At 72.2% G+C, this 18,428-nt stretch carries 21 protein-coding genes; 12 read left to right on the top strand and 9 right to left on the bottom strand.

Annotation, left to right across the window (positions count from 1 at the left end):
• Positions 1-10: 10 nt before the first annotated feature.
• Entirely contained in the window at positions 11-1,153 is a 1,143-nt protein-coding gene (gene dnaJ / locus Ari01nite_RS38210; protein ID WP_203787741.1) for a molecular chaperone DnaJ, read from the top strand.
• Between the two features lie 4 nt (positions 1,154-1,157).
• On the opposite strand, the gene Ari01nite_RS38205 is transcribed toward dnaJ, so the two are convergent.
• The gene (locus Ari01nite_RS38205) at positions 1,158-1,790 is read right to left on the bottom strand and encodes an FMN-dependent NADH-azoreductase (protein WP_203787737.1); all 633 of its coding nucleotides are present in this window, start codon (positions 1,788-1,790) and stop codon (positions 1,158-1,160) included.
• A gap of 89 nt (positions 1,791-1,879) precedes the next feature.
• On the opposite strand from Ari01nite_RS38205, the gene Ari01nite_RS38200 reads away from it, so the two are divergent.
• Positions 1,880-2,395, top strand: coding sequence for a MarR family winged helix-turn-helix transcriptional regulator (locus Ari01nite_RS38200; RefSeq protein WP_239163367.1), 516 nt, complete (start codon positions 1,880-1,882; stop codon positions 2,393-2,395).
• Positions 2,396-2,401: 6 nt separating this feature from the next.
• Here the strand turns inward: Ari01nite_RS38200 and Ari01nite_RS38195 are convergent, their stop codons facing one another.
• A complete protein-coding gene (locus tag Ari01nite_RS38195) occupies positions 2,402-2,716 on the bottom strand; it encodes a hypothetical protein (RefSeq protein ID WP_203787734.1) in 315 nt (104 codons plus the stop codon).
• 169 nt (positions 2,717-2,885) lie between these two features.
• Between Ari01nite_RS38195 and Ari01nite_RS38190 the strand changes: the two genes are divergently transcribed.
• Positions 2,886-3,587 carry a GH12 family glycosyl hydrolase domain-containing protein gene (locus Ari01nite_RS38190; protein WP_239163366.1) on the top strand — a complete coding sequence of 234 codons (702 nt, stop codon included), beginning with the start codon at positions 2,886-2,888 and terminating at the stop codon, positions 3,585-3,587.
• A gap of 13 nt (positions 3,588-3,600) precedes the next feature.
• On the opposite strand, the gene Ari01nite_RS38185 is transcribed toward Ari01nite_RS38190, so the two are convergent.
• Positions 3,601-4,404 carry an IclR family transcriptional regulator domain-containing protein gene (locus tag Ari01nite_RS38185; RefSeq protein WP_203787730.1) on the bottom strand — a complete coding sequence of 268 codons (804 nt, stop codon included), beginning with the start codon at positions 4,402-4,404 and terminating at the stop codon, positions 3,601-3,603.
• A 33-nt stretch (positions 4,405-4,437) separates the two neighbouring features.
• On the bottom strand, positions 4,438-5,838 hold the full coding sequence (locus Ari01nite_RS38180; protein WP_203787727.1) for an amidohydrolase family protein: 1,401 nt from the start codon (positions 5,836-5,838) through the stop codon (positions 4,438-4,440).
• 186 nt (positions 5,839-6,024) lie between these two features.
• Here Ari01nite_RS38180 and Ari01nite_RS38175 point away from each other — a divergent pair, with 186 nt between their 5' ends.
• From Ari01nite_RS38175 to Ari01nite_RS38155, 5 genes are all read left to right on the top strand, one after another.
• Positions 6,025-7,161 (top strand): CaiB/BaiF CoA transferase family protein, encoded by a 1,137-nt coding sequence (locus Ari01nite_RS38175; protein WP_203787724.1) that lies wholly within the window; start codon positions 6,025-6,027, stop codon positions 7,159-7,161.
• A 35-nt stretch (positions 7,162-7,196) separates the two neighbouring features.
• Positions 7,197-7,955: a citryl-CoA lyase gene (locus Ari01nite_RS38170; RefSeq protein WP_203787721.1), complete on the top strand. Its 759-nt coding sequence runs from the start codon at positions 7,197-7,199 to the stop codon at positions 7,953-7,955.
• A 26-nt stretch (positions 7,956-7,981) separates the two neighbouring features.
• Positions 7,982-8,845 (top strand): DODA-type extradiol aromatic ring-opening family dioxygenase, encoded by an 864-nt coding sequence (locus tag Ari01nite_RS38165; protein WP_203787718.1) that lies wholly within the window; start codon positions 7,982-7,984, stop codon positions 8,843-8,845.
• A 64-nt stretch (positions 8,846-8,909) separates the two neighbouring features.
• Positions 8,910-9,272, top strand: a complete 363-nt coding sequence (locus Ari01nite_RS38160) for a hypothetical protein (protein ID WP_203787715.1) — start codon at positions 8,910-8,912, stop codon at positions 9,270-9,272.
• Positions 9,269-10,234, top strand: a complete 966-nt coding sequence (locus Ari01nite_RS38155; RefSeq protein WP_203787713.1) for a quinone oxidoreductase family protein — start codon at positions 9,269-9,271, stop codon at positions 10,232-10,234. Before Ari01nite_RS38160 ends, Ari01nite_RS38155 begins: the two co-directional genes overlap by 4 nt.
• On the opposite strand, the gene Ari01nite_RS38150 is transcribed toward Ari01nite_RS38155, so the two are convergent.
• On the bottom strand, positions 10,223-11,065 hold the full coding sequence (locus Ari01nite_RS38150; RefSeq protein WP_203787710.1) for a sigma-70 family RNA polymerase sigma factor: 843 nt from the start codon (positions 11,063-11,065) through the stop codon (positions 10,223-10,225). The two genes, Ari01nite_RS38155 and Ari01nite_RS38150, sit on opposite strands and share 12 nt — an antisense overlap.
• 97 nt (positions 11,066-11,162) lie before the next feature.
• Between Ari01nite_RS38150 and Ari01nite_RS38145 the strand changes: the two genes are divergently transcribed.
• Together Ari01nite_RS38145 and Ari01nite_RS38140 are read left to right on the top strand one after the other, a co-directional pair.
• A complete protein-coding gene (locus Ari01nite_RS38145) occupies positions 11,163-11,615 on the top strand; it encodes a carboxymuconolactone decarboxylase family protein (RefSeq protein ID WP_203787707.1) in 453 nt (150 codons plus the stop codon).
• 9 nt (positions 11,616-11,624) lie between these two features.
• The gene (locus Ari01nite_RS38140; RefSeq protein WP_203787704.1) at positions 11,625-12,278 is read left to right on the top strand and encodes a hypothetical protein; all 654 of its coding nucleotides are present in this window, start codon (positions 11,625-11,627) and stop codon (positions 12,276-12,278) included.
• 1 nt (position 12,279) lies between these two features.
• Here the strand turns inward: Ari01nite_RS38140 and Ari01nite_RS38135 are convergent, their stop codons facing one another.
• From Ari01nite_RS38135 to Ari01nite_RS38125, 3 genes are read right to left on the bottom strand one after another with little or no spacing between them, the layout of a single operon-like run.
• Positions 12,280-13,374 carry a vWA domain-containing protein gene (locus tag Ari01nite_RS38135; protein ID WP_203787701.1) on the bottom strand — a complete coding sequence of 365 codons (1,095 nt, stop codon included), beginning with the start codon at positions 13,372-13,374 and terminating at the stop codon, positions 12,280-12,282.
• A 25-nt stretch (positions 13,375-13,399) separates the two neighbouring features.
• Positions 13,400-13,990 carry a class F sortase gene (locus tag Ari01nite_RS38130; protein WP_203787698.1) on the bottom strand — a complete coding sequence of 197 codons (591 nt, stop codon included), beginning with the start codon at positions 13,988-13,990 and terminating at the stop codon, positions 13,400-13,402.
• Positions 13,990-15,180 carry a hypothetical protein gene (locus tag Ari01nite_RS38125; RefSeq protein ID WP_239163365.1) on the bottom strand — a complete coding sequence of 397 codons (1,191 nt, stop codon included), beginning with the start codon at positions 15,178-15,180 and terminating at the stop codon, positions 13,990-13,992. The genes Ari01nite_RS38130 and Ari01nite_RS38125 overlap by 1 nt, the downstream gene beginning before the upstream one ends.
• A gap of 101 nt (positions 15,181-15,281) precedes the next feature.
• On the opposite strand from Ari01nite_RS38125, the gene Ari01nite_RS38120 reads away from it, so the two are divergent.
• Both Ari01nite_RS38120 and Ari01nite_RS38115 read left to right on the top strand, forming a co-directional pair.
• Complete coding sequence (locus tag Ari01nite_RS38120; RefSeq protein ID WP_203787695.1) at positions 15,282-16,649, top strand: serine/threonine-protein kinase; 1,368 nt, start codon at positions 15,282-15,284, stop codon at positions 16,647-16,649.
• Positions 16,650-16,659: 10 nt separating this feature from the next.
• A complete protein-coding gene (locus tag Ari01nite_RS38115) occupies positions 16,660-17,394 on the top strand; it encodes a 16S rRNA (uracil(1498)-N(3))-methyltransferase (protein WP_203787692.1) in 735 nt (244 codons plus the stop codon).
• A gap of 5 nt (positions 17,395-17,399) precedes the next feature.
• Here the strand turns inward: Ari01nite_RS38115 and Ari01nite_RS38110 are convergent, their stop codons facing one another.
• Positions 17,400-18,233: a hypothetical protein gene (locus tag Ari01nite_RS38110; RefSeq protein ID WP_203787690.1), complete on the bottom strand. Its 834-nt coding sequence runs from the start codon at positions 18,231-18,233 to the stop codon at positions 17,400-17,402.
• Positions 18,234-18,428 lie beyond the last annotated feature (195 nt).

Genomic DNA, 18,428 nt, shown 5'->3' with positions numbered 1-18,428 from the left:
TCCAAACCCCGTGGCCAAGGATTACTACGGCATTCTCGGCGTTAGCCGGGAGGCGACCGACGACGAGATCAAGCGCGCCTACCGCAAACTGGCACGGCAGTACCACCCGGACGTCAACCCCGACCCGGAAGCGCACGAGAAGTTCAAAGACATCAATGCCGCGTACGAGGTCCTGTCCGATGACCAGAAGCGGCAGATCGTCGACCTCGGCGGTGACCCGCTGGCGCCCGGCGGCGGTGGCGGCCCCGGTGGTCCCGGCGGCCCGGGCGGCCCGTTCGTCGGGTTCCAGGACATCATGGACGCGTTCTTCGGCACGGCCGCGGGCGGCGCCACCCGGGGTCCGCGGCCGCGGACCCGGCCGGGTGCCGACGCGATCCTGCGCCTCGAACTCGACCTGGTCGAGACGGCTTTCGGCGTCGAGGCGCCGATCACGGTCGACACCGCGGTGCTGTGCACCCAGTGCTCCGGAGCCGGCACCGCGCCCGGCACCCACCTGGCCACCTGTGAGACCTGCGGTGGCCGCGGCGAGGTGCAGAGCGTGCAGCGCACGTTCCTGGGCCAGGTCGTCTCGTCCCGCCCGTGCTCGACCTGCCAGGGCCACGGCACGGTCATCCCGCACGCCTGCCCCACCTGCGCCGGCGACGGCCGGGTGCGCACCCGGCGCTCGCTGACCGTCAAGATCCCGGCCGGCGTCGAGGACGGCATGCGCATCCGGCTGGCCCAGCAGGGCGAGGTCGGCCCCGGCGGCGGCACGGCCGGCGACCTCTACGTGGAGATCCACGAGCGGCCGCACGACGTCTACTCCCGCAAGGGCGACGACCTGCACTGCCGGGTCACGCTGCCGATGACGGCGGCCGCCCTGGGCACCCGGCTGACCATCAAGACGCTGGACAGCGAGGAGGCGATCGAGGTCAAGCCCGGCACCCAGCCGGCCAGCACGCTGCGCATCCGCGGCAAGGGCGTGCCCCACCTGCGCGGCCAGGGCCGGGGTGACCTCTTCGTGCACCTCGACGTCAAGACGCCGACCAAGCTGACCGCCGAGCAGGAGCGGATGCTGCGCGAGTTCGCCAAGACCCGCGGTGAGGACGTCGCCGAGCTCAGCAAGCAGGGCGGCTTCTTCAGCCGGATGCGGGACGCCTTCAACGGGCACTGAGCCCCTAGCGGGCCGCCAGCGCGCGGCCGGCCTGCGTCGCGGCCTCGTGCGCGGTCTTCTTGAGCAGTTCGGCGGCCTCCAGGAACGGGTCCATGGCCGGGTTCACACCGGCCAGGGTCAGCTCGCGCTCGATCAGGGTGAGGTCGGCGCCCCACACGTCGGCCACGATCCGGCGCAGGTACGCGGTGTTGTGGTCCCAGCCCTCGCGCGGCGTGCCGGGGGAGTAGCCGCCGCCGCGGGTGGTGAGCACGATGGCGGGCTTGCCGTCGAGCAGCCGTTCGCCGTGCACCCCACCGGCGATGACCAGGTCGATCCAGGTCTTGACGTGCTGCGAGACGCCCCAGTTGTAGAGCGGCAGCGCGAGAATCGCGGCGTCCGCTGCGCGCAACTCGTCGGCCAGTGTGCCGGCCAGCGTCAGGGCCTCGCGGTGGCGGTCGGTGCGCCGTTCCTCGGGGGTGAAGCCGGCGTGGATCGCGTGGTGCCAGGCGTCCGCGGGCAGCGGCTCGGCACCCAGGTGCCGGCGGACGAACGCGGTGCCCGGCCGGGTGGCGAGCCACTCGGCCTCGGCGAGATCGGCCAGTTCGGTGCTGGCCGACCGCGGTCCCTGGATGCTGGCGTCGATACGCAGAACGGTCACGGCGGGATCCTTTCGACTTGAATGTTCAACTCGATGCTGACAGCTGCGAGTTGAACATTCAAGTCGCCTGCTCCGGATATTGTTGCCGGGTGAGCAATGACACGGCCGACGCCGGGGTACCGTGGCTGTCCGGTGCGGAGATGGCGTCGTGGATGGCGCTGACCGCCATGCTCATGACCCTGCCGCCGGCCATCGACGCGCAGCTCAAGCGGGATTCCGGGCTCAACTTCTTCGAGTATTCGATCCTGGTGGCGCTGTCCCGGCCGGACAACCGCGCCGTGCAGATGACCAGCCTCGCGATGGTGGCGGGTGGCTCGCTGTCCCGGCTGTCGCACGCGGTCAGCCGGCTGGAACGGCAGGGCTGGGTGACCCGGCGGGTGCAGACCGGGGAGTTCCGGTGCACCGAGGCGGTGCTCACCGAGGAGGGCATGGCGGTGCTGGCCGCGGCGGCGCCTGAGCACGTGCGCGAGGCGCGCCGGCTGGTCTTCGACGTGCTCAGTGCCGAGCAGGTGGAGCAGTTGCAGCGGATCGCCCGGCAGATCGTCGGTGCCGCGGCCCCGGACAAGGTGGGCCTGCTGGACCTCCCCCCGGGCGAAGCCTGCTGAAACCTTTCACAGCTTGGCGCGGGCGCGGTCCATCAGCAGCGGGATCAGCTCGGCGCGCCAGGTGTCCAGGTGGACGCTGCCCTGGGACGGGCCGTCACCGTGGGCGAACCGCTCGCGCCAGACCGACGGCTCCAGCGCGGTGGCCAGGTCGACGCCGACCAGCCGGTTGAACGCCGCGTACAGGATCTTTTCCATCTCGGCCAGGCTGGGCGGCAGGCTGATGCCGGTGAGGTGATCGCGCATGGCCTGCCACACCCACGGGTCGCCGCGCAGGCCCCAGCGCAACGGCTCCGGGGTGAAGAGATCGACCACTTGTTTCATGAGGTCAGCGTGGCACGGGCGGGAACCGGCTGCACGTCGTAACGGGCAGAAATTGATACCTATCACTTGCTGGAAACCGTTTACCCGCTTAATCTCGACCCAGCCGCGCGGCTAGTCCTGAAGTTCCACAGCCGGTGCACTCCCCCGCCGGGACATTCATGGAGGTACCGTGCGCAAGATCCGCCTCGCCGTCGGGGCATTCGTCGTGGCAGCCACGCTCGCCGTCACCGGCCTGGTCACCGCGAACACCGCCAGCGCCGCCGCCTGGTATTCGAGCGACCGCTGGGGCACCTGGTCCAGCAACGGCTACACGCTCTACAACAACATCTGGGGCAACGGCTACGGACCGCAGACGCTGTGGGTGAACTCGACCAGCAACTGGGGAGTCTGGGCCAACCACCCGAACACCGGTGGCATCAAGTCCTACCCGAACGCGACCCGGTACATCGGCCGTAAGGTCAGCGCGCTCGGCACCGTGCGGAGCAGCTTCAACGTCACCGTCCCGACCAGCGGGGTCGCCTTCACGACGTCGTACGACATCTGGTCGTCCGACAATGCCCACGAGATCATGCTGTGGATGAACTACTACGGCCCGATCGGCCCGCTGGGCACGCTGCAGACCACCGCGAGCGTGGGCGGCCACACCTGGCGCATCTACCGCGGCTCGAACGGCGCCAACCAGGTCTACTCGTTCCTGCGGACCAGCAACGCCAGCTCGGGCACGATCGACGTGACCGCGGTGGCGCAGTGGATCCGTTCGCGCGGCTGGTTCGGCGACGTCACGATCGGCAACGTGCAGTTCGGGTACGAGATCACCTCGTCCTCGGGCGGCAAGGACTTCGTGACCAACTCGTTCTCGGTCACCGGCTGATCTTGACGCGGCGCTAGACCGTCACGGCCGGGACCGTGGCGGTCAGTGCCCAGTCGTGGCTGATGTCGGCCGCCGTCCGCAGCAGCTTGGGCAGGTGGTCCTCGAGCAGCGTGTCAACCGACGTCTCGGCCGCGTGCACGGTCACGTTGATCGCGGCCACCACCTGACCGTCGCCGTCGCGGACCCCGGTGGCGATCGACCGGACGCCCGGCGCGAGGTCCTGATCGGCCAGGGCCCACCCCTTGGCCCGGACCTCGCGCAGCGCGCTCTCCAGCTCGGCCACCGACGGTTTCCAGCGCGGGTTGATGCCGGACCGGGTCGGCTCGTCGAGCACCGCCGGCAGCGCCGCCGAGGGCAGGGCGGCCAGCAGCACCTTGCCCATCGAGGTGGCCGGCGCCGGGAACCGGGTGCCGATCGAGACGGACAGCGTCACGATCTTGGGAACCGCCACCCGGGCCACGTAGACGATGTCGCTGCCGTCGAGCTGCGCCATCGAGGTCGACTCGTTGGTCTGGCCGACCAGCCTTTCCATGTGCGGGCGGGCGACCTCCCACATGTTCAGGGCGTTCACGTACGTCATGCCGAGCTCGAGCACCCGCGGGGTGAGCGCGTAGCCGCGGACCGCCGTGCGCACGTAGCCGAGCTGCTCCAGCGTGATGAGGATGCGCCGGACGGTGGGCCGGGCCAGACCGGTCTGTCCGGCGATCTCACTGAGCGTCATGGCCGGGGTGCCCGGCCGGAAGGAGCGCAGGACATCGAGACCCCTGGCCAGGGCCTCGATGAAGTCGGGCCCCGCGCCCCTTCCGCTGTCGGTCATGGCCTCATGCTTTCATTGCGGCCGTCATGCCCACTACTTGGTGTACTGGTAGGGGTTGTGCAGGATCCGGGATTCCGGGATCTCCGGGTTCATGCCACGCCGCCAGGCTTCCTCGCCCATGGTTTCGCGCAGGTACGCGACCGTGGCGCCGACCTTGGCCCGGGCCGACGCGAGGTCGGTATCGACCAGCTTGCCGTCCTGCTTGACCACCCGGCCGCCGACCAGCACGGTGTGCACGTCGCCGCGCTGCGCCTGGTAGGCCACGTGGCCGTACGGGTGCAGGATCGGCGACATCGCCGGCGACGCGTCGTTCTTGATCAGCACGACGTCGGCCTTGCGTCCCGGGGTGAGCGCGCCCAGGTCCGAGTCCATCCCGAGGGCCTTGGCGCCGCCCCGGGTGGCCCACTCGACCACGTTCTCGGCGCGCAGGTGGTGGTGGGTGACCGTCTCCTGCTTGCCGTGCGCCTCGAGGTGCTCGCGGACCCGGTCGGCGCTCAGCGTGGTGCGCATCGCCGAGAACAGGTCGCCGCTCCACCACACGCTGGTGTCCATCGACAGCGAGACCGGGATGCCGTGCTTGCGCAGCTGCCAGGTGGGCGGGTAACCCTGGCCGGCGCTCTGCTCGCTCTCGGTGGAGACCGACACCGAGCCGCCGGTGGCGGCGATGCGGTGGTACGAGTCGTCGGAGAGCGTGGCGGCGTGCACGTACACCGTGCCGGGCTGCATGAAGCCGTGCTCGTGCATGAGCCGGATGCCGTTGTCGTTGGTGGCACCCCAGACCCCGGCGTGGGTGGTGACGGCGACGCCGAGTTCGCGGGCCACCTCGAAGGCCGCCTTCTCCGGGAACGCCGGGTCGCCCGGGATGTCGAACGCCATCTGGAAGCCGGCCAGCTTGCCGCCGTCGATCCGGCGGCGGTGGAAGTCGCGGAACTCGGGCGAGGCCGACCACTCCCACGGACCCTGCTGGATGTTGCCGTACGCGAGGACGAACCGGCCGGGCACCGCCTCGAGCGCGTCGACCGCGGCGTCCGCGTGGTCGACGGTCTGCAGGCCGTGCGACCAGTCGACGGTGGTGGTGACGCCGGCGTCGATCGCCTCGAGCGCGCCGAGCAGGTTGCCGGCGTGGATGTCCTCGGGCCGGAACAGTTTGCCGGACTCGAGGTAGTACCAGACGAAATACTGGGTCAGCGTCCAGTCGGCGCCGTACCCGCGCATCGCGGTCTGCCACATGTGCCGGTGCGTGTCGATCATGCCGGGCATGACGATGCCGCCGGCGGCGTCGATCTCGAGTGCGCCGTCCGGCGCGGTCAGGTTGTGGCCGACCTCGGCGATCCGGTCGCCGACGACCAGTACGTCGGCCCCGTCGAGCACGGAGTGCGAGTCGTCCATGGTGAGTACGAGGCCGTTACGGAATACCACAGGCCGGTCGGTCATCGCCCATCCTTTCGAGTTTTCCGGACCACTGTCCGCTAGGCGGGCAGGGCGAGTGGCGCCAGTGTGCTCCCGGTCACTATCAGGGTCAATAGTGTGTTCCGGCAGTATGGCGCGGTCGTTGACATTGGCGCTGTGGAAGCGGACGCTAATCCGGCGGACAGATGTCCGCAGGACGGGCGGTAACAGATGGTGCAGCAACCGGCGGGTCCCCTGGCGGGGTTGCTCGTCGCCGATTTCTCCCGGATTCTGGCGGGACCGTACGCGACGATGCTGCTGGCCGATCTGGGCGCGCAGGTGATCAAGGTGGAGAGCCCGGGCGGGGACGACACCCGCACCTGGATGCCACCGGTGCGGGACGGCGTCTCCACGTACTACCTCGGCATCAACCGCAACAAACGGTCCATCGCGCTGGATCTCAAGGACCCGGACGACGTGGCCGCGGCGCGGGAACTGGCCCGGCGCGCGGACGTCATGATCGAGAATTTCCGGCCCGGCGGCCTGGCCCGGTTCGGCCTCGACTACGACGCGGTGGCGGCCGGCAACGAGCAGATCGTGTACGCGAGCATCAGCGGCTTCGGCACCGGCGCGGGCGCGAACTTTCCCGGGTACGACCTGATGGTGCAGGCGATCTCCGGGTTGATGAGCCTCACCGGCGACCCGGACGGCTCGCCGTACCGGGCCGGCATCTCGGTCTTCGACGTGATGGCCGGCATGCACGCCAACATCGGCATCCTGGCCGCACTGCACCGGCGACAGGAGACCGGCCGCGGTCAGCACGTCGAGGTCAACCTGCTCAGCTCGGCGCTGTCCGGCCTGGTCAACCACTCCAGCGGCTACGTGGCCGGCGGCACGGTGCCGTACCGGATGGGCAACGCGCACCCGAGCCTCTTCCCGTACGAGCCGCTGCCCACCGCGGACGGCGAACTGATCGTGATCGCCGGCAACGACGGGCAGTTCCGCAAGCTGTGCCAGGTGCTCGGCCTGCCCGAACTGCCGGACGATCCGCGGTTCCTCCGCAATCAGGACCGTACCGCCAACCGGGCCGAGCTGCGGCCGATCCTGGTCGAGCGGCTCAGCAAGCGGGGCAAGGACGAGTGGTTCCGCGACCTGCTGGCGGCCGGCGTGCCGTGCGCACCGATCAACACGATCGACGGCGGGGTGGCGCTCGCCGAGGAGCTCGGCCTCGACCCGGTGGTCACCACCGGCGGCATCCCGGGCGTCCGCAACCCGATCACCTTCTCCGACACCCCGGCCCGGTACGAGCTGCCGCCGCCCGGGCTCGACGAACACGGCGAGGAGATCCGCGCATGGCTGAGGAGCTGAACTTACCCGCGGCGGAAAACCCCAGAGGAAAACCGATGAAGTTCCCGACCGGCCTGGGCACCTCCGATGCGAGCACCATCTCGCTGCTCGGGCAGGACCTGGCCGCCGACCTGATGGGCAAGGTCGGCTTCGGTGAGCTGGCGTTCTGGCTGGTCGCCAGCCGGCGACCGAGTGCCGGTGAGGTGCGGTTGTTCGAGGCCGTGCTGGTCGCGCTGGCCGACCACGGCTTCACCCCGACCGCGATCGCGGCCCGCCTCACCTACCTCTCCGCCCCCGAGTCGGTGCAGGGCGCCATCGCCGCCGGCCTGCTCGGCGGCGGCTCCCGGTTCCTCGGCGTGACCGAGGACAGCGGCCGCTTCCTGGCCGACACCCTGGTGGCGGCCGGCACCGAGCAGGACTACGACGTGATCGCGCTGGCCGCCGTGCAGCGGGCCCGCGACGAGCGCCGCTTCGTGCCCGGCCTGGGCCACCCGGTGCACAAGGAGCAGGACCCGCGCACCCCGGTGCTGTTCCGGATCGCCGACGAGGAGGGCCTGCGCGGGCCGCACCTGCGGCTGTTCGAGGCGATCGGCCGGGTGCATCCGCAGGTGCTCGGCAAGAAGCTGCCGCTCAACGGGGCCGGCGTGTGCGGCGCCGCGCTGGCCGACCTGGGCCTGCCGACCGACCTGCTGCGCGGCTTCGCCCTGCTGGCCCGGGCCGCCGGGCTGCTCGGCCAGCTGGCGGAGGAGCGCCGCCGGCCGATCGCGAACCAGATCTACCTGACCGTCGACCGGAACGCAGTCTACGAACCCTGACAAACGAAACCCTGAGGAGATCGCCCATGGCCAGCATCGTCGCGGTCATCGCCTCCACCCATCATCCGTTCTACCTCAAGGCCAGCACGGCCACCGGCGCGGACCGGCCGCCGTTCGCGGACGAGTGGACCCGCAAGATCCTGGCCTTCCGCGAGACCCTGACCAGGGCCAACCCGGACGTGCTCGTGATGGTCGGCTCCGACCACTTCCATCAGCTGTGGCTGGACAACATGCCGCAGTTCCTGGTCGGCAAGGCGCCGTTCTACGACGCCAACTGGTACAACGAGGAGCGCGAGTTCGGCCTGCCGAGGATGCTGCTCAAGGGCCAGGAGGATCTCTCCGCGCACATTCTGCGGGCCGGCCTGGACTCCGGGTTCGACCTGGCGTTCAGCAACGAGCTGCGGATCGACCACAGCGTGACCTGCCCGATCATCACGCTGCGGCCGGAGGCCGACCTGCCGATCGTGCCGATCTACACCAACATCTTCGCGCCGCCGCTGCCACAGCCGTCCCGGTTCGTCGCGCTCGGCGCGGCCATCCGGAAGATCGTCGAGGAGTGGCCGTCCGATCTCCGGGTGGCGATCATCGGTACCGGGCACCTGTCGCTGGAGCTGGGCGGGCCACGCCAGTTCGGGCCGCACGGGCCGGACCCGGAGTTCGATCGCCGGGCGGTGGAGTGGATCGCCACCGGCGACCTGGACAACTGCCTGCGCGAGGTGACCCTGGACAGCCTGCACTCGCCGGGCAACGCCACCCACGGCTTCATGGACTTCATGCTGATGATGGGCGTGGCCGGGGCCGGTGCGAAGGCCGACCACGTGGACACGCTCGATCTGTTCCACACGATGGAGGCGTACTTCACCTGGTACCCGAACGGAGCTCCGGCATGAGCGACTGCACCGGAGCAAGCGAAGCAGGCGTAGGGCCAGGAGCGCATGCCAAAGGGGGCACAGCATGAGCAAGTACCTGCTGAACAAGTTCCTGTACACGGTGGACCGGGATCCCGACCTCGTCGAGCGTTACCGGGAGGAGCCGCGCGCGCTGGTCGAGTGGTGGGAGGCGGAGCGGGCCAACGCCGTGCTGAACTGCCACACCGGCGAGGCCAGCACCTGGCTGCGCTTCGAGGACGCCGAACGCGAGGCGCTCGTCGCGCACGACCACATCCGGCTGTTCGAGCTGGGTGCGCACCCGTTCCTCACGCTCACCCTGTTCATCGCGATGTTCGAGCGGGACAACACCGAGCCACTGGAATACCAGAAGGCGTACGGCGCCCGCCTGGCCCACTTCGACCTGCCCTACCCGGACATCGCGACATGATCCGAGCCGCGGTGCTGCGGGTCTGCGGCCGGCCGCCCTGGATCGAGGAGCGACCGGTGCCGGGCCCGGGTGCCGGTGAGGAACCCATCGCGGTGGTGGCCGCGCCGATCACCCCGCTCGACCTGCTGTGTGCCTCCGGCACCAGCTATTTCGGCACGCCGGTGACGCCGTACGTGCCGGGGGTGCAGGGGGTCGGGCATCGCGAGGACGGTACGCCGGTCTGGTTCGCCACCTCGGCGGGGATGCGCCCGGGCGACGGCAGCATGGCCGAGGCCGTGATGGTGCCCGGCGTCGACGTGGTGCCGCTGCCCGAGGACGTACCGCTGCAGCTGATCGCGGCCCTCGGCCTGTCCGCGGTGGCCGCGCACGCGGCGCTGACCCGCACCGGCGGGCTGGCCGCGGGGGAGCGGGTGGTGGTGCTCGGCGCCGGCGGCGTGGTCGGCCAGGCCGCGGTCCAGCTGGCCGTGCTGGCCGGTGCGGCGCAGGTGGTGGCGGTGTCCCGCACCTCGGCGGCGTTGAACCGGGCGCTCGCCCTGGGCGCCTCGGCGGCGGTGCCGCTGCTGCCCGACGACGACGTGCCGGAGCTGGCCGAACGCCTGCACGCGGCGGCCGGCGGCCCGGTCGACCTGGTGCTCGACCCGGTCTTCGGTGTGCCGGCCGCGGCCGCCCTGCGGGTGCTGCGGCCCGGTGGCCGGCTGGTCAACCTGGGCAGCTCGGCGGCGCCCACCGCGCCGATCGACTCGGCCACGCTGCGCAGCGGCTCGCTGCGGATCCTCGGCTACACCAACAACTCGCTGTCGGTGTCCCAGCGGGCCGAGTCACTCGGCGTGGTGGCCCGGCACGCGGCCGCCGGCCGGCTCACCGTGACGCACGAGATCGTGCCGTTCGACGAGGTGCCGGACGCCTGGGCGCGGCAGGCGGCGGGCGCCGCGAACGGCCGGATCGTGCTGTCACTCGACTAGGGTCACCACCATCTCGGCCAGCAGCCGCGGGTCGGTGACCGCGTGCAGGGCGGTGATCCGGCCGTCCACCAGCGTGGCCCGGACGGCGACCCGGAGCTCGCCGCCGGTGATCGCGGCGAACCCGAGCACGCCGTCGACCAGGGCGGGCCGCGCGGCCTGGGCCCGGCCGGCGAAGAAGCGCGCCACCGCGTCGGCGCCGCGCGCACCGGCGGCCTGGTCGATGCGCACCTCGACGTCGGGGTCCAGGAGGGTGAGCAGCCGGTTCATCTCGCCGCCCCGGGACGCCGCCAGGAACGCCTCGACCACCTCGCGGCCGGCCGGCGTCTCCGGATCGGCGGCGGCCGGGTCGGCGCGCACCCGGCGCCGGGCCCGGCTGGCCAGCTGACGGGCCGCGTCCGGCGACCGGCCGACGATCGGCGCGATCTCGTCGAACGGGACCCCGAACAGGTCGTGCAGCACGAACGCGAGCCGCTCGGTGGGCGTCAGCGTCTCGAGCACCACCAGCAGGGCGAGGCCCACCGCGTCGGCCAGCAGCGCCTCCTGCTCGGGATCGGGCCCGCCGGCCGGCGGTTCCGGGGCGTGCTCGCCGTACGTGTCCTCGCGGCGGGCGGTGCGCGACCGCAACATGTCGAGGCAGACCCGGCCGACCACCGTGGTGAGCCAGGCGGCCAGGTTGTCCACCCCGCCGTCGCCGGCCCGGCTGAGCCGCAGCCACGCCTCCTGCACGGCGTCCTCCGCCTCGGCCGGCGAGCCGAGCATCCGGTACGCGACCGCGCGCAGCCGGGGCCGGTTCTCCTCGAACCGCTCGGCCAGCAGGGCGTTCCGATCCATTGGCGTTCCTCCGTCACATTCGGCCCACCGCATCCGTCGTAGCACTGACGGACCCGGAAGCGCCGATGTGACGGCGCCGGACAACAGGGAGCAGATCATGCAGGCACGGATGCAGGACTCGGTGACGCCGGACCTGATGAAGGCGGTCAACCTGCTCTACAAGGCCGCGCACTCGGCCGGGGTGGCGCCGGCCACGCTCGAACTGGTGCACCTGCGGGCCAGCCAGATCAACGGGTGCAGCGTCTGCGTCGACTCGGGGGCCCGCAACGCCCGCAAGAACGGCGAGACCGACGACCGGCTGTTCGCGGTGGCGGCCTGGCGGGAGACCCCGTACTTCACCGGCGCGGAGCGGGCCGCGCTGGCCCTGGCCGAGGCGGCGACCCGGCTCGCCGACCGCGGCGACGCGGTGTCCGACGAGGTGTGGGAGGAGGCCACCAAGCACTACACCGAGCCGGAATTGGCGGCTTTGTCGCTGTGGATCGCCACCACGAATTTCTTCAACCGGCTCAACGCGATTAATCGCACGCCAGCGCCGCAGAGCTGGGCATAGCATGCCCGCATGACGGGGATCGATGCTCCGCGAGCGGTCCGGGTGGCAGCCTGGCTGACCTTGGCGATGGTGCCGGTCGGGCTGCTGCTCGCGCTCCACGGATTGCTGGAACTGCGGTGGTGGGGCACCGGCGAGGCGAGCCGGCTGCTGGCCCTGCTGGGGCAACTGCAAGAGGAGTACGGCCTGATCCCGCCCGCCCTGTTGCGCGGGCGGGACGGGGCGGTTCAGCTGGTGGTCCTGGGTGCGGCCGGCATGGCGTACGGCATCCTCGGTTTTTGGATCTTGCGCGGCCGGCTCTGGGCCCGCACGTGGGCACTCGCGGCGGGTGGCCTCACCTTCCTGGTCGGGCTGATCGGCGTGGGCTCGGACGCGGCCGAGGCGCACACCCCGGGCAGCTATTTCGCCCAGATGCGCGGGTCGGCCATCCCGGAACGGATCCCGGCGGTGCGCGAGCTGTTCTATCCCGGCTGGTACTCGTGGGCCGAGGACATCCTTCAGGGCCTCCAGGTGCTGGTCACGCTGGCCGCGGTGATCGCGCTGATCGCGGCGGTGATCGCACACAGCGAGTACTTCCTGCCGCGGGCCTCAGCCGACGCGGAGCCCGACGAGTGGGACGCCGCGCTGGCCCGGATGCGCCAGCAGACCAAGCCCGACCCCGAATAGTTCAGGCCTGTGCGTCCTCCTCGCCGGTCGGTGGCGGGATCAGGGCCCGCTGCCGCACGTCCAGCGGAATGGCGGCGCGGCCCAGGATGCGCGGGGCGGGCACCGCGGCACGACCCCGGAACACCGAGGTCAGGCCGGGCGGCCCGAGCGGCACCCGGGGCCGGCGCGACCGCAGCACGAGCAGCAGCGTCAGCGCCACGATCGCGGCCACCGTGACGGTGATCGCCATCGACCAGGGCAGCGTGGGCGAGGCGGTGGACTCGCCGGCGTCCGGCGGCGGGGGCAGCGGGACGACGACGTCGCCGCTGAGCGTCAGATCGCCGGTGTCGACCCGGACGGCGACGGTGGCCGGCAGCGTCGCCGGCGTGGCGAAGCGCACCAGGTACCGGCCACTCAACGTGGACTCCACCTGGTCGAGGGCGGGCACCACGACCGGGCGGCCGGCCGGGGCGAAGAAGCCGCCGGTCGGTGCGGCCGCCGCCGACCAGTACTCGGCGCCGTCGGTGCCGACCACCACGAGGATCGTGCCGCCGGACCGGAACCGGGCGGCGAGCGTCGCGGCCGACGGGCCGCCGGCGTCCGGCGCGGTGGTGTAGAGGACGACCACCCGGCGACCGGTGCCGGCCTGCGGGAACTGCCGGGCAGCCAGGGAGAGCGCCGCCGCGGTGTCCCGCGGGCCGCTGGCGCGCACCGCGGTGAGCGCCCGGATGACCTCGGTGGGCCCGCGCAGCGGCGGGGTGATCGTGGTGGCCGGCTCGTGGTCGGTGATCACCACGGTCTGGCAGCCGGACGGCGCCTCGAGGACGAACCGGGCGGCGGCGCTCAGCCAGGCCGGGAGGGTGACGGCGCCGACCGACGAGGTGTCCACCACCAGCGGCACGGCGAGGCCGTCGGACATCACCGGGATAAGTTCCGCCCGCTGCCGGACGCCGCCCGCGGTCACCGTGACACCGCGCCGGCCCGGCCGGGTGCTCGCGCTCAGGTCGACGACCAGCGCGGTCTGCCCGCCGGCGGTGAGCACGCCGGCCACCGGCAACGGGACCGCGGCGGCGGCCGGGCGGGCGGCGAGCGGCTGGGTCACGACCACCAGCAGCATGGTCGCGACGGCCGCCCGCCAGGTCTCACACCTGGTCGGCGTACGCGATGACATTGTCCCGGTAGCTGCGGCGGACCCGGTCGAAGCTGCCGCCGCAGGTGACCAGCCGCAGGCTGGGGTCGAGGGTGGGGCCGTAGACCAGGTCGGTGGGGAAGCTGACCTTGGCAACCCGGGAGATCCCGGTGATCCGGAAGCTGACCGCGCTGCCGTCGGCCCGGTCGATCCGGACCGTGCTGCCGGGTTGCGCCCGGGACAGGTCGAGGAAGATGCCGGGGCCGTCGCGCGAGTCGACGTGGCCGAGCACGACCGCGGGGCCGGGCTGGCCGGGGCGCGGGCCGTGCCGGTACCAGCCGGCCACGTCGGTGCGCTCGGGGACCGCGATGGTGCCGTCCGGGTTGCGGCCGATGCGTTGCACCTTGCCGTCGATGCCCAGGTCCGGGATGCGCAGCCGGACCGGCTCGGCGACGGCGCGGTAGCCGCTGTCGGAGCGGAAGGTCTTGTGCTCCTTCGGCCGGGCCGGTGGTGGTCGATCGGCCGCCGGCGGCGTCCCGGACAGCGTGGCAACCAGCGCAATGGTCACCACGCCGAGGGCCGGGACCCGGACGGCCGGCGGCATCAGCGGGCCATCCCGCCGTACCCGGTCTGCGCCCCGCCCCGCGGCAGCCGGGCCGCCACCGTGGCACCGAACGCGTCGGCCAGGTCGCGGGCCAGGTCGAACATCTGGTCGTAGCTCTCCTGGGCCAGCGAGTAGGCGGCCGGGTAGTCCTTGGCCGCGTACGCGTCGGCGTGCTGGAGCAGCTTGCCGTCGGTGGCCGCGAGCGCCGATCGCAGGGCGGCCGCGTCCGCCCGCCCGCCGGTGTTCCCGGCCAGGAAGGTGGCCAGCTCACCGCTGCAGTCGGCCAGCGCGGACCGGGCCTGGTCGTTGCCGGAGGCATAGGCCACCAGGTTTTCGACGCGGGCGCCCCAGACCTCGTCGAACTCCTCGGCGGCGGCCGCGCCGAACAGCGTGTCCACCGCGGCGACCAGGTCCCGGGTGTTTCCGTTGATCATCTGGGCCGAGGAGTCGAAGTCCGGCGTGCCCGCCGCGGCGGCCCGGGTCAGGTCTTCCACCAGCACCGCGTGCTCGGCGAGCAGCTTGCCCAGTTGCGACCGCAGCCGCCAGACCGGCTCGCGCAGAGTGTCCCGGTCGCGGGCCGGCAGCAGCGCACCGGCCAGCGCCAGGCCGAGGTCGTAGCTGTGCTGGTAGCCGAGCCGGTAGAGGCGGTCGGCGGTGGCGTAGTCCTGCTTCGCGTACGCGTCGGCCTGCATCGTCAGGTGTTCGACATGCTGGATGACCGCCGCGCGGGCCGCGGACCGGGTGAGGCGGCCGCGGGACTGGGCGGCCAGGAAGTCGGCGAGTTCGAGTTCGTACTCCTCGATCTCCTCGCGGGCGTGGTCGAGCGCCGCCTCGTCGCGGGCCGCGACCGCGCTGGCGTACTCGAACAGCGAGACGATGTGTTCCGCCCACATCGGACCGAACTCGCCCGCCAACCGGGCACCGAACATCTGCCGCACGAGCGCCGACATGGCGGCCGTGTTGCGGCCCAGCGCGGCGTCCGCGGCCTGGACGAAGTCGTCGTCGCCGCGGATCCGGCTGCGCATGCCGTCGGCGGCGAGCACCGAGTGCTGGCCGAGCAGCGCCTCGAACCGGATCGCCAGGTCGGCGGCCGGCGGTGCCGCGCTCGTCGGGGCCGGCATGATCACGAGCAGGCCGCAGACCAGAAGTGGCAGCGCCCGCCAGAGCTGTCCGAATTTTCGTATCCGCATCTGCCTCATCGCCCTCCGTGGCGAAGTCGCAAGCCGACGCTACGCCGGGAGCCGAAAAGCGGCACCCCCCACACGGTGCGTCCATGGCGTACGGTCGGCCTGTGACGGAGGGTCAGGTCGTCGCCGGGCGCTACCGCGTCGTGCGCCCCCTCGCGGCCGGTGGCCTGAGCCGGGTCTGGCTGGCGGCCGACCAGATGACCGGTGACCCGGTCGCGCTCAAGCGGTGCGAGTTGCCGCCCGGCCTCACCCCCGACGAGCAGGATCTGTTCCGGGTGTGGACGGTCCGCGAGGCGCGCGCGTTCGCCGTGGTGCGGCACCCCAACGTGATCCGCACGCTGGACGTGGTGCCCGACGACGACGCTCCCTGGATCGTCATGGAATACCTGCCGTCCCGGTCGTTGCAGCAGGTGGTGGACGAGTCCGGGCCGCTGCCGCCGGCCCGGGTGGCGGGCATCGGGCTGGCCGTGCTGGAGGGCCTGCTGGCGATCGTCCGGGCCGGGCTGCTGCACCTCGACGTCAAGCCGGGCAACGTGCTGATCGCCGACGACGGCCGGGTGGTGCTCACCGACTCCGGCCCGGCGGTGACGACCGAGGGGGTCCGCGCCCTGGCCCGCGCCGGCATCATCCTGGGCTCGCCGAAATATCTGGCGCCCGAGCGGCTGATGTCCGGGGTCGCCACCGCCGCGTCCGATCTGTGGTCGCTGGGTGCCACGCTCTACCACGCGGTGGAGGGCCGGCCGCCCTACCAGCGACCGACCACGGTGGACATGCTGCTGGCGCTGTCCGAGGATCCGCCGGACCCGCCGGTGCGGGCCGGGGTGCTGACGCCGGTGCTGGAGGCGCTGCTGTGCCGCGACCCCTCGGCCCGGCCGGCGCCGGACGAGGTGCGGGCCATGTTGCGCGAGCCGCCCGGCGTGGTGCAGCCGGTCCCCGTCCCGCGCCGGCGCCGCGTCGCCGTGCTGGCGCTGGCGCTGGCTTTACTGACGCCGGTCGCCGCCGTCCCGCTGACCTGGCCGGAGTCGCCGCCCGAGGCGCGCCCGGTGCAGGCCGCGGCGCCCGACGGCTTTGTCTGGTACGACCCGATGCTCTACCGGGTGGCCGTGCCGGCCGGGTGGATCAGCTACGGCGACGGCAGGAACGGCCTGGTCGCCACCGCCGGCACCGGGCAGCCCTCGATGCGGCTGACGCTCTTGGAGACCCCGCCCGACCCGCTCGCCGAGGAGCGGGCCACCAGGCTGCCCGGCTACCGCCGGATCCGGATAGAGCGCCTGCCCGGCTCGCGGGACAGCGTCTGGGAATACACGTACCGCGACGCGAAGCGCGGCGAGATGCACGGCCGGCTGCGGATCTTCCGCGCCGGCTCGCTCACCTACACCCTCGACTGGCGCACCCCCCGCGACGAGTGGACCGCCCAGGTGCCGGCCCTGACCACGGTGGTCGACAGCTTCACCGCGAAGGCGGCCCGGTAGCGTCCCTCCGGTGTCCGCACCGTTGTTCCTGGTCGACGACCTGCCCGCCGGCCCGTCCTGCACGCTGGCCGGTCCCGAGGGCCATCACGCCGCCACCGTGCAGCGGATGCGCCCCGGCGAGACGCTGTTCCTCGCCGACGGCCGCGGCGGCACGGCGGTGGCCGAGGTGACCGCGGTGGGCCGGGGCACGGTCGAGCTGACTATCACCGGGCGCGAGCACGAAGCCGCCGCCGACCCGCGGCTCGTGGTGGTGCAGGGCATCGCCAAGGGCGACCGGGGCGAGTTGGCGGTGCAGGCGATGACCGAGGTCGGGGTGGACGAGATCGTGCCGTGGTCGGCCGCCCGGTCGGTGGCGCAGTGGCGCGGTGACCGCGGTGCCAGGGCCCGCGAGAAGTGGGTGTCGACCGCGCGCGAGGCGGCCAAGCAGGCCCGCCGGTCGTGGCTGCCGGTGGTGGGTGGCGCGCCGGACTGCTCGACGAGGCAGGTGGCGGCCCGGCTGGCCGGCGCGGCCGCCGGGTTCGTGCTGCACGAGGAGGCGACCGAGCGGCTGGCCGCCGCGGCGCTGCCGGCGTCCGGCGAGATCGTGCTGGTGGTAGGCCCGGAGGGCGGCATCGACACCCGGGAACTCGCGGAGTTCGTGGCGGCGGGGGCGACGGCCGTGCGGCTGGGCCGCGATGTGCTGCGTACCTCCACTGCCGGGGTGGCCGCCTTGGCGGTGCTCTCCGCCCGCCTGAGCCGCTGGTGATCTGATTAGCGCTGGCGGATCAGGCGGCGGCGGTCCAGGGCGGGCAGCAGGATGTGCTCGTCCAGGCCCATGCCGGAGTGCACCTGGTAGGCGACCCGGGCGGCGGTCCGGCGGGTGAGCAGGCGGCGCAGCCCGCGGCCGTCGATCTCGCCGGTATTGGCGGTGTTCTGGCGGAGCCGCTCGCACTGTCGGGCGATCGACGGCTCGAGGTCGTCGAACAGCACGTGCAGCGCCTCGGTGGAGGACGAGCCGAGGTACTCGACCGGGTCCGAGCCGGCCATCGGCGTGAACTCCACGCCGATCAGCTTGAGGTTGCGGTGGGCGCGGTGGTCCAGCATCGCGACGATGTGGCGTACGCCGGCCAGCCGTCCCGCGTTGAGGAAGGTGCGGTACAGCATCGCGCTGACCGCCACCCCGGCCCGCACGCCCCGGTACGCGGGCAGCACCGCGAGCGTGGCGAAGTCCCAGATCCGGCCGGTGTGCAGGTCGTGCAGCCCGACGATGGTGGACAGCGGCACGTCGATGCAGTCCGGCGCGTCGTCCAGGGTCTTGCCGCCGCCGTCGATCACCCGGGCCGCGCCCGCCGGCAGGCCGGTCCGGCGGTCCAGGACCACGAAGAACAGGCTGTCGTCCTCGTACCGGCGGTACTCGGCGGACATGGCGGCCGCGTCCATGCCGAAGGTCTCCTCGAACACCTGCCGCTCCACGGTGCGGGCCACATCGGCCAGCGGGGTGTGCGGGCCGACCGCGAGGCCGACGAAGCGGGCCGTCGAGGTGTGGTTGGTGAACGCGGTGGCGACCAGCTTGCGAACGGTTCCCTCGGGGAGGTTGTAGGACATGATCAGAACCTTTCGCAACGACCAGCCGCGGGGACCTTACTCAACGTGACGTTGCCCTGGGAGCGGGCGACGCTGTGAGCGGCTATTTCGGGTGAATCGGACGCATCCGACTATAGCCAAAAACTACGCAGAGTCAAAGAGGTTGACATTACTGAGAGTTATCACATGCCGTGGAGCTAACTCTGGGCACTTGAT

This window comes from Paractinoplanes rishiriensis (assembly GCF_016862375.1).
Classification (GTDB): domain Bacteria; phylum Actinomycetota; class Actinomycetes; order Mycobacteriales; family Micromonosporaceae; genus Actinoplanes; species Actinoplanes rishiriensis.
Note: the sequence above shows the minus strand (reverse complement) of the source record. Positions and strands in the feature narration are given on the sequence as shown.

Excerpts from the sequence above, each read along its gene's own strand:
- Ari01nite_RS38165 (WP_203787718.1), top strand. The coding sequence starts at position 7,982 with ATGGCCAGCATCGTCGCGGTCATCGCCTCCACCCATCATCCGTTCTAC.
- Ari01nite_RS38155 (WP_203787713.1), top strand. The coding sequence starts at position 9,269 with ATGATCCGAGCCGCGGTGCTGCGGGTCTGCGGCCGGCCGCCCTGGATC.
- Ari01nite_RS38195 (WP_203787734.1), bottom strand. The coding sequence starts at position 2,716 with ATGAAACAAGTGGTCGATCTCTTCACCCCGGAGCCGTTGCGCTGGGGC.
- Ari01nite_RS38170 (WP_203787721.1), top strand. The coding sequence starts at position 7,197 with ATGAAGTTCCCGACCGGCCTGGGCACCTCCGATGCGAGCACCATCTCG.
- Ari01nite_RS38135 (WP_203787701.1), bottom strand. The coding sequence starts at position 13,374 with ATGCTGCTGGTGGTCGTGACCCAGCCGCTCGCCGCCCGCCCGGCCGCC.
- Ari01nite_RS38145 (WP_203787707.1), top strand. The coding sequence starts at position 11,163 with ATGCAGGCACGGATGCAGGACTCGGTGACGCCGGACCTGATGAAGGCG.
- Ari01nite_RS38160 (WP_203787715.1), top strand. The coding sequence starts at position 8,910 with ATGAGCAAGTACCTGCTGAACAAGTTCCTGTACACGGTGGACCGGGAT.
- Ari01nite_RS38150 (WP_203787710.1), bottom strand. The coding sequence starts at position 11,065 with ATGGATCGGAACGCCCTGCTGGCCGAGCGGTTCGAGGAGAACCGGCCC.
- Ari01nite_RS38110 (WP_203787690.1), bottom strand. The coding sequence starts at position 18,233 with ATGTCCTACAACCTCCCCGAGGGAACCGTTCGCAAGCTGGTCGCCACC.
- Ari01nite_RS38185 (WP_203787730.1), bottom strand. The coding sequence starts at position 4,404 with ATGACCGACAGCGGAAGGGGCGCGGGGCCCGACTTCATCGAGGCCCTG.
- Ari01nite_RS38125 (WP_239163365.1), bottom strand. The coding sequence starts at position 15,180 with ATGCGGATACGAAAATTCGGACAGCTCTGGCGGGCGCTGCCACTTCTG.
- Ari01nite_RS38175 (WP_203787724.1), top strand. The coding sequence starts at position 6,025 with ATGGTGCAGCAACCGGCGGGTCCCCTGGCGGGGTTGCTCGTCGCCGAT.
- Ari01nite_RS38130 (WP_203787698.1), bottom strand. The coding sequence starts at position 13,990 with ATGCCGCCGGCCGTCCGGGTCCCGGCCCTCGGCGTGGTGACCATTGCG.
- Ari01nite_RS38180 (WP_203787727.1), bottom strand. The coding sequence starts at position 5,838 with ATGACCGACCGGCCTGTGGTATTCCGTAACGGCCTCGTACTCACCATG.
- Ari01nite_RS38140 (WP_203787704.1), top strand. The coding sequence starts at position 11,625 with ATGACGGGGATCGATGCTCCGCGAGCGGTCCGGGTGGCAGCCTGGCTG.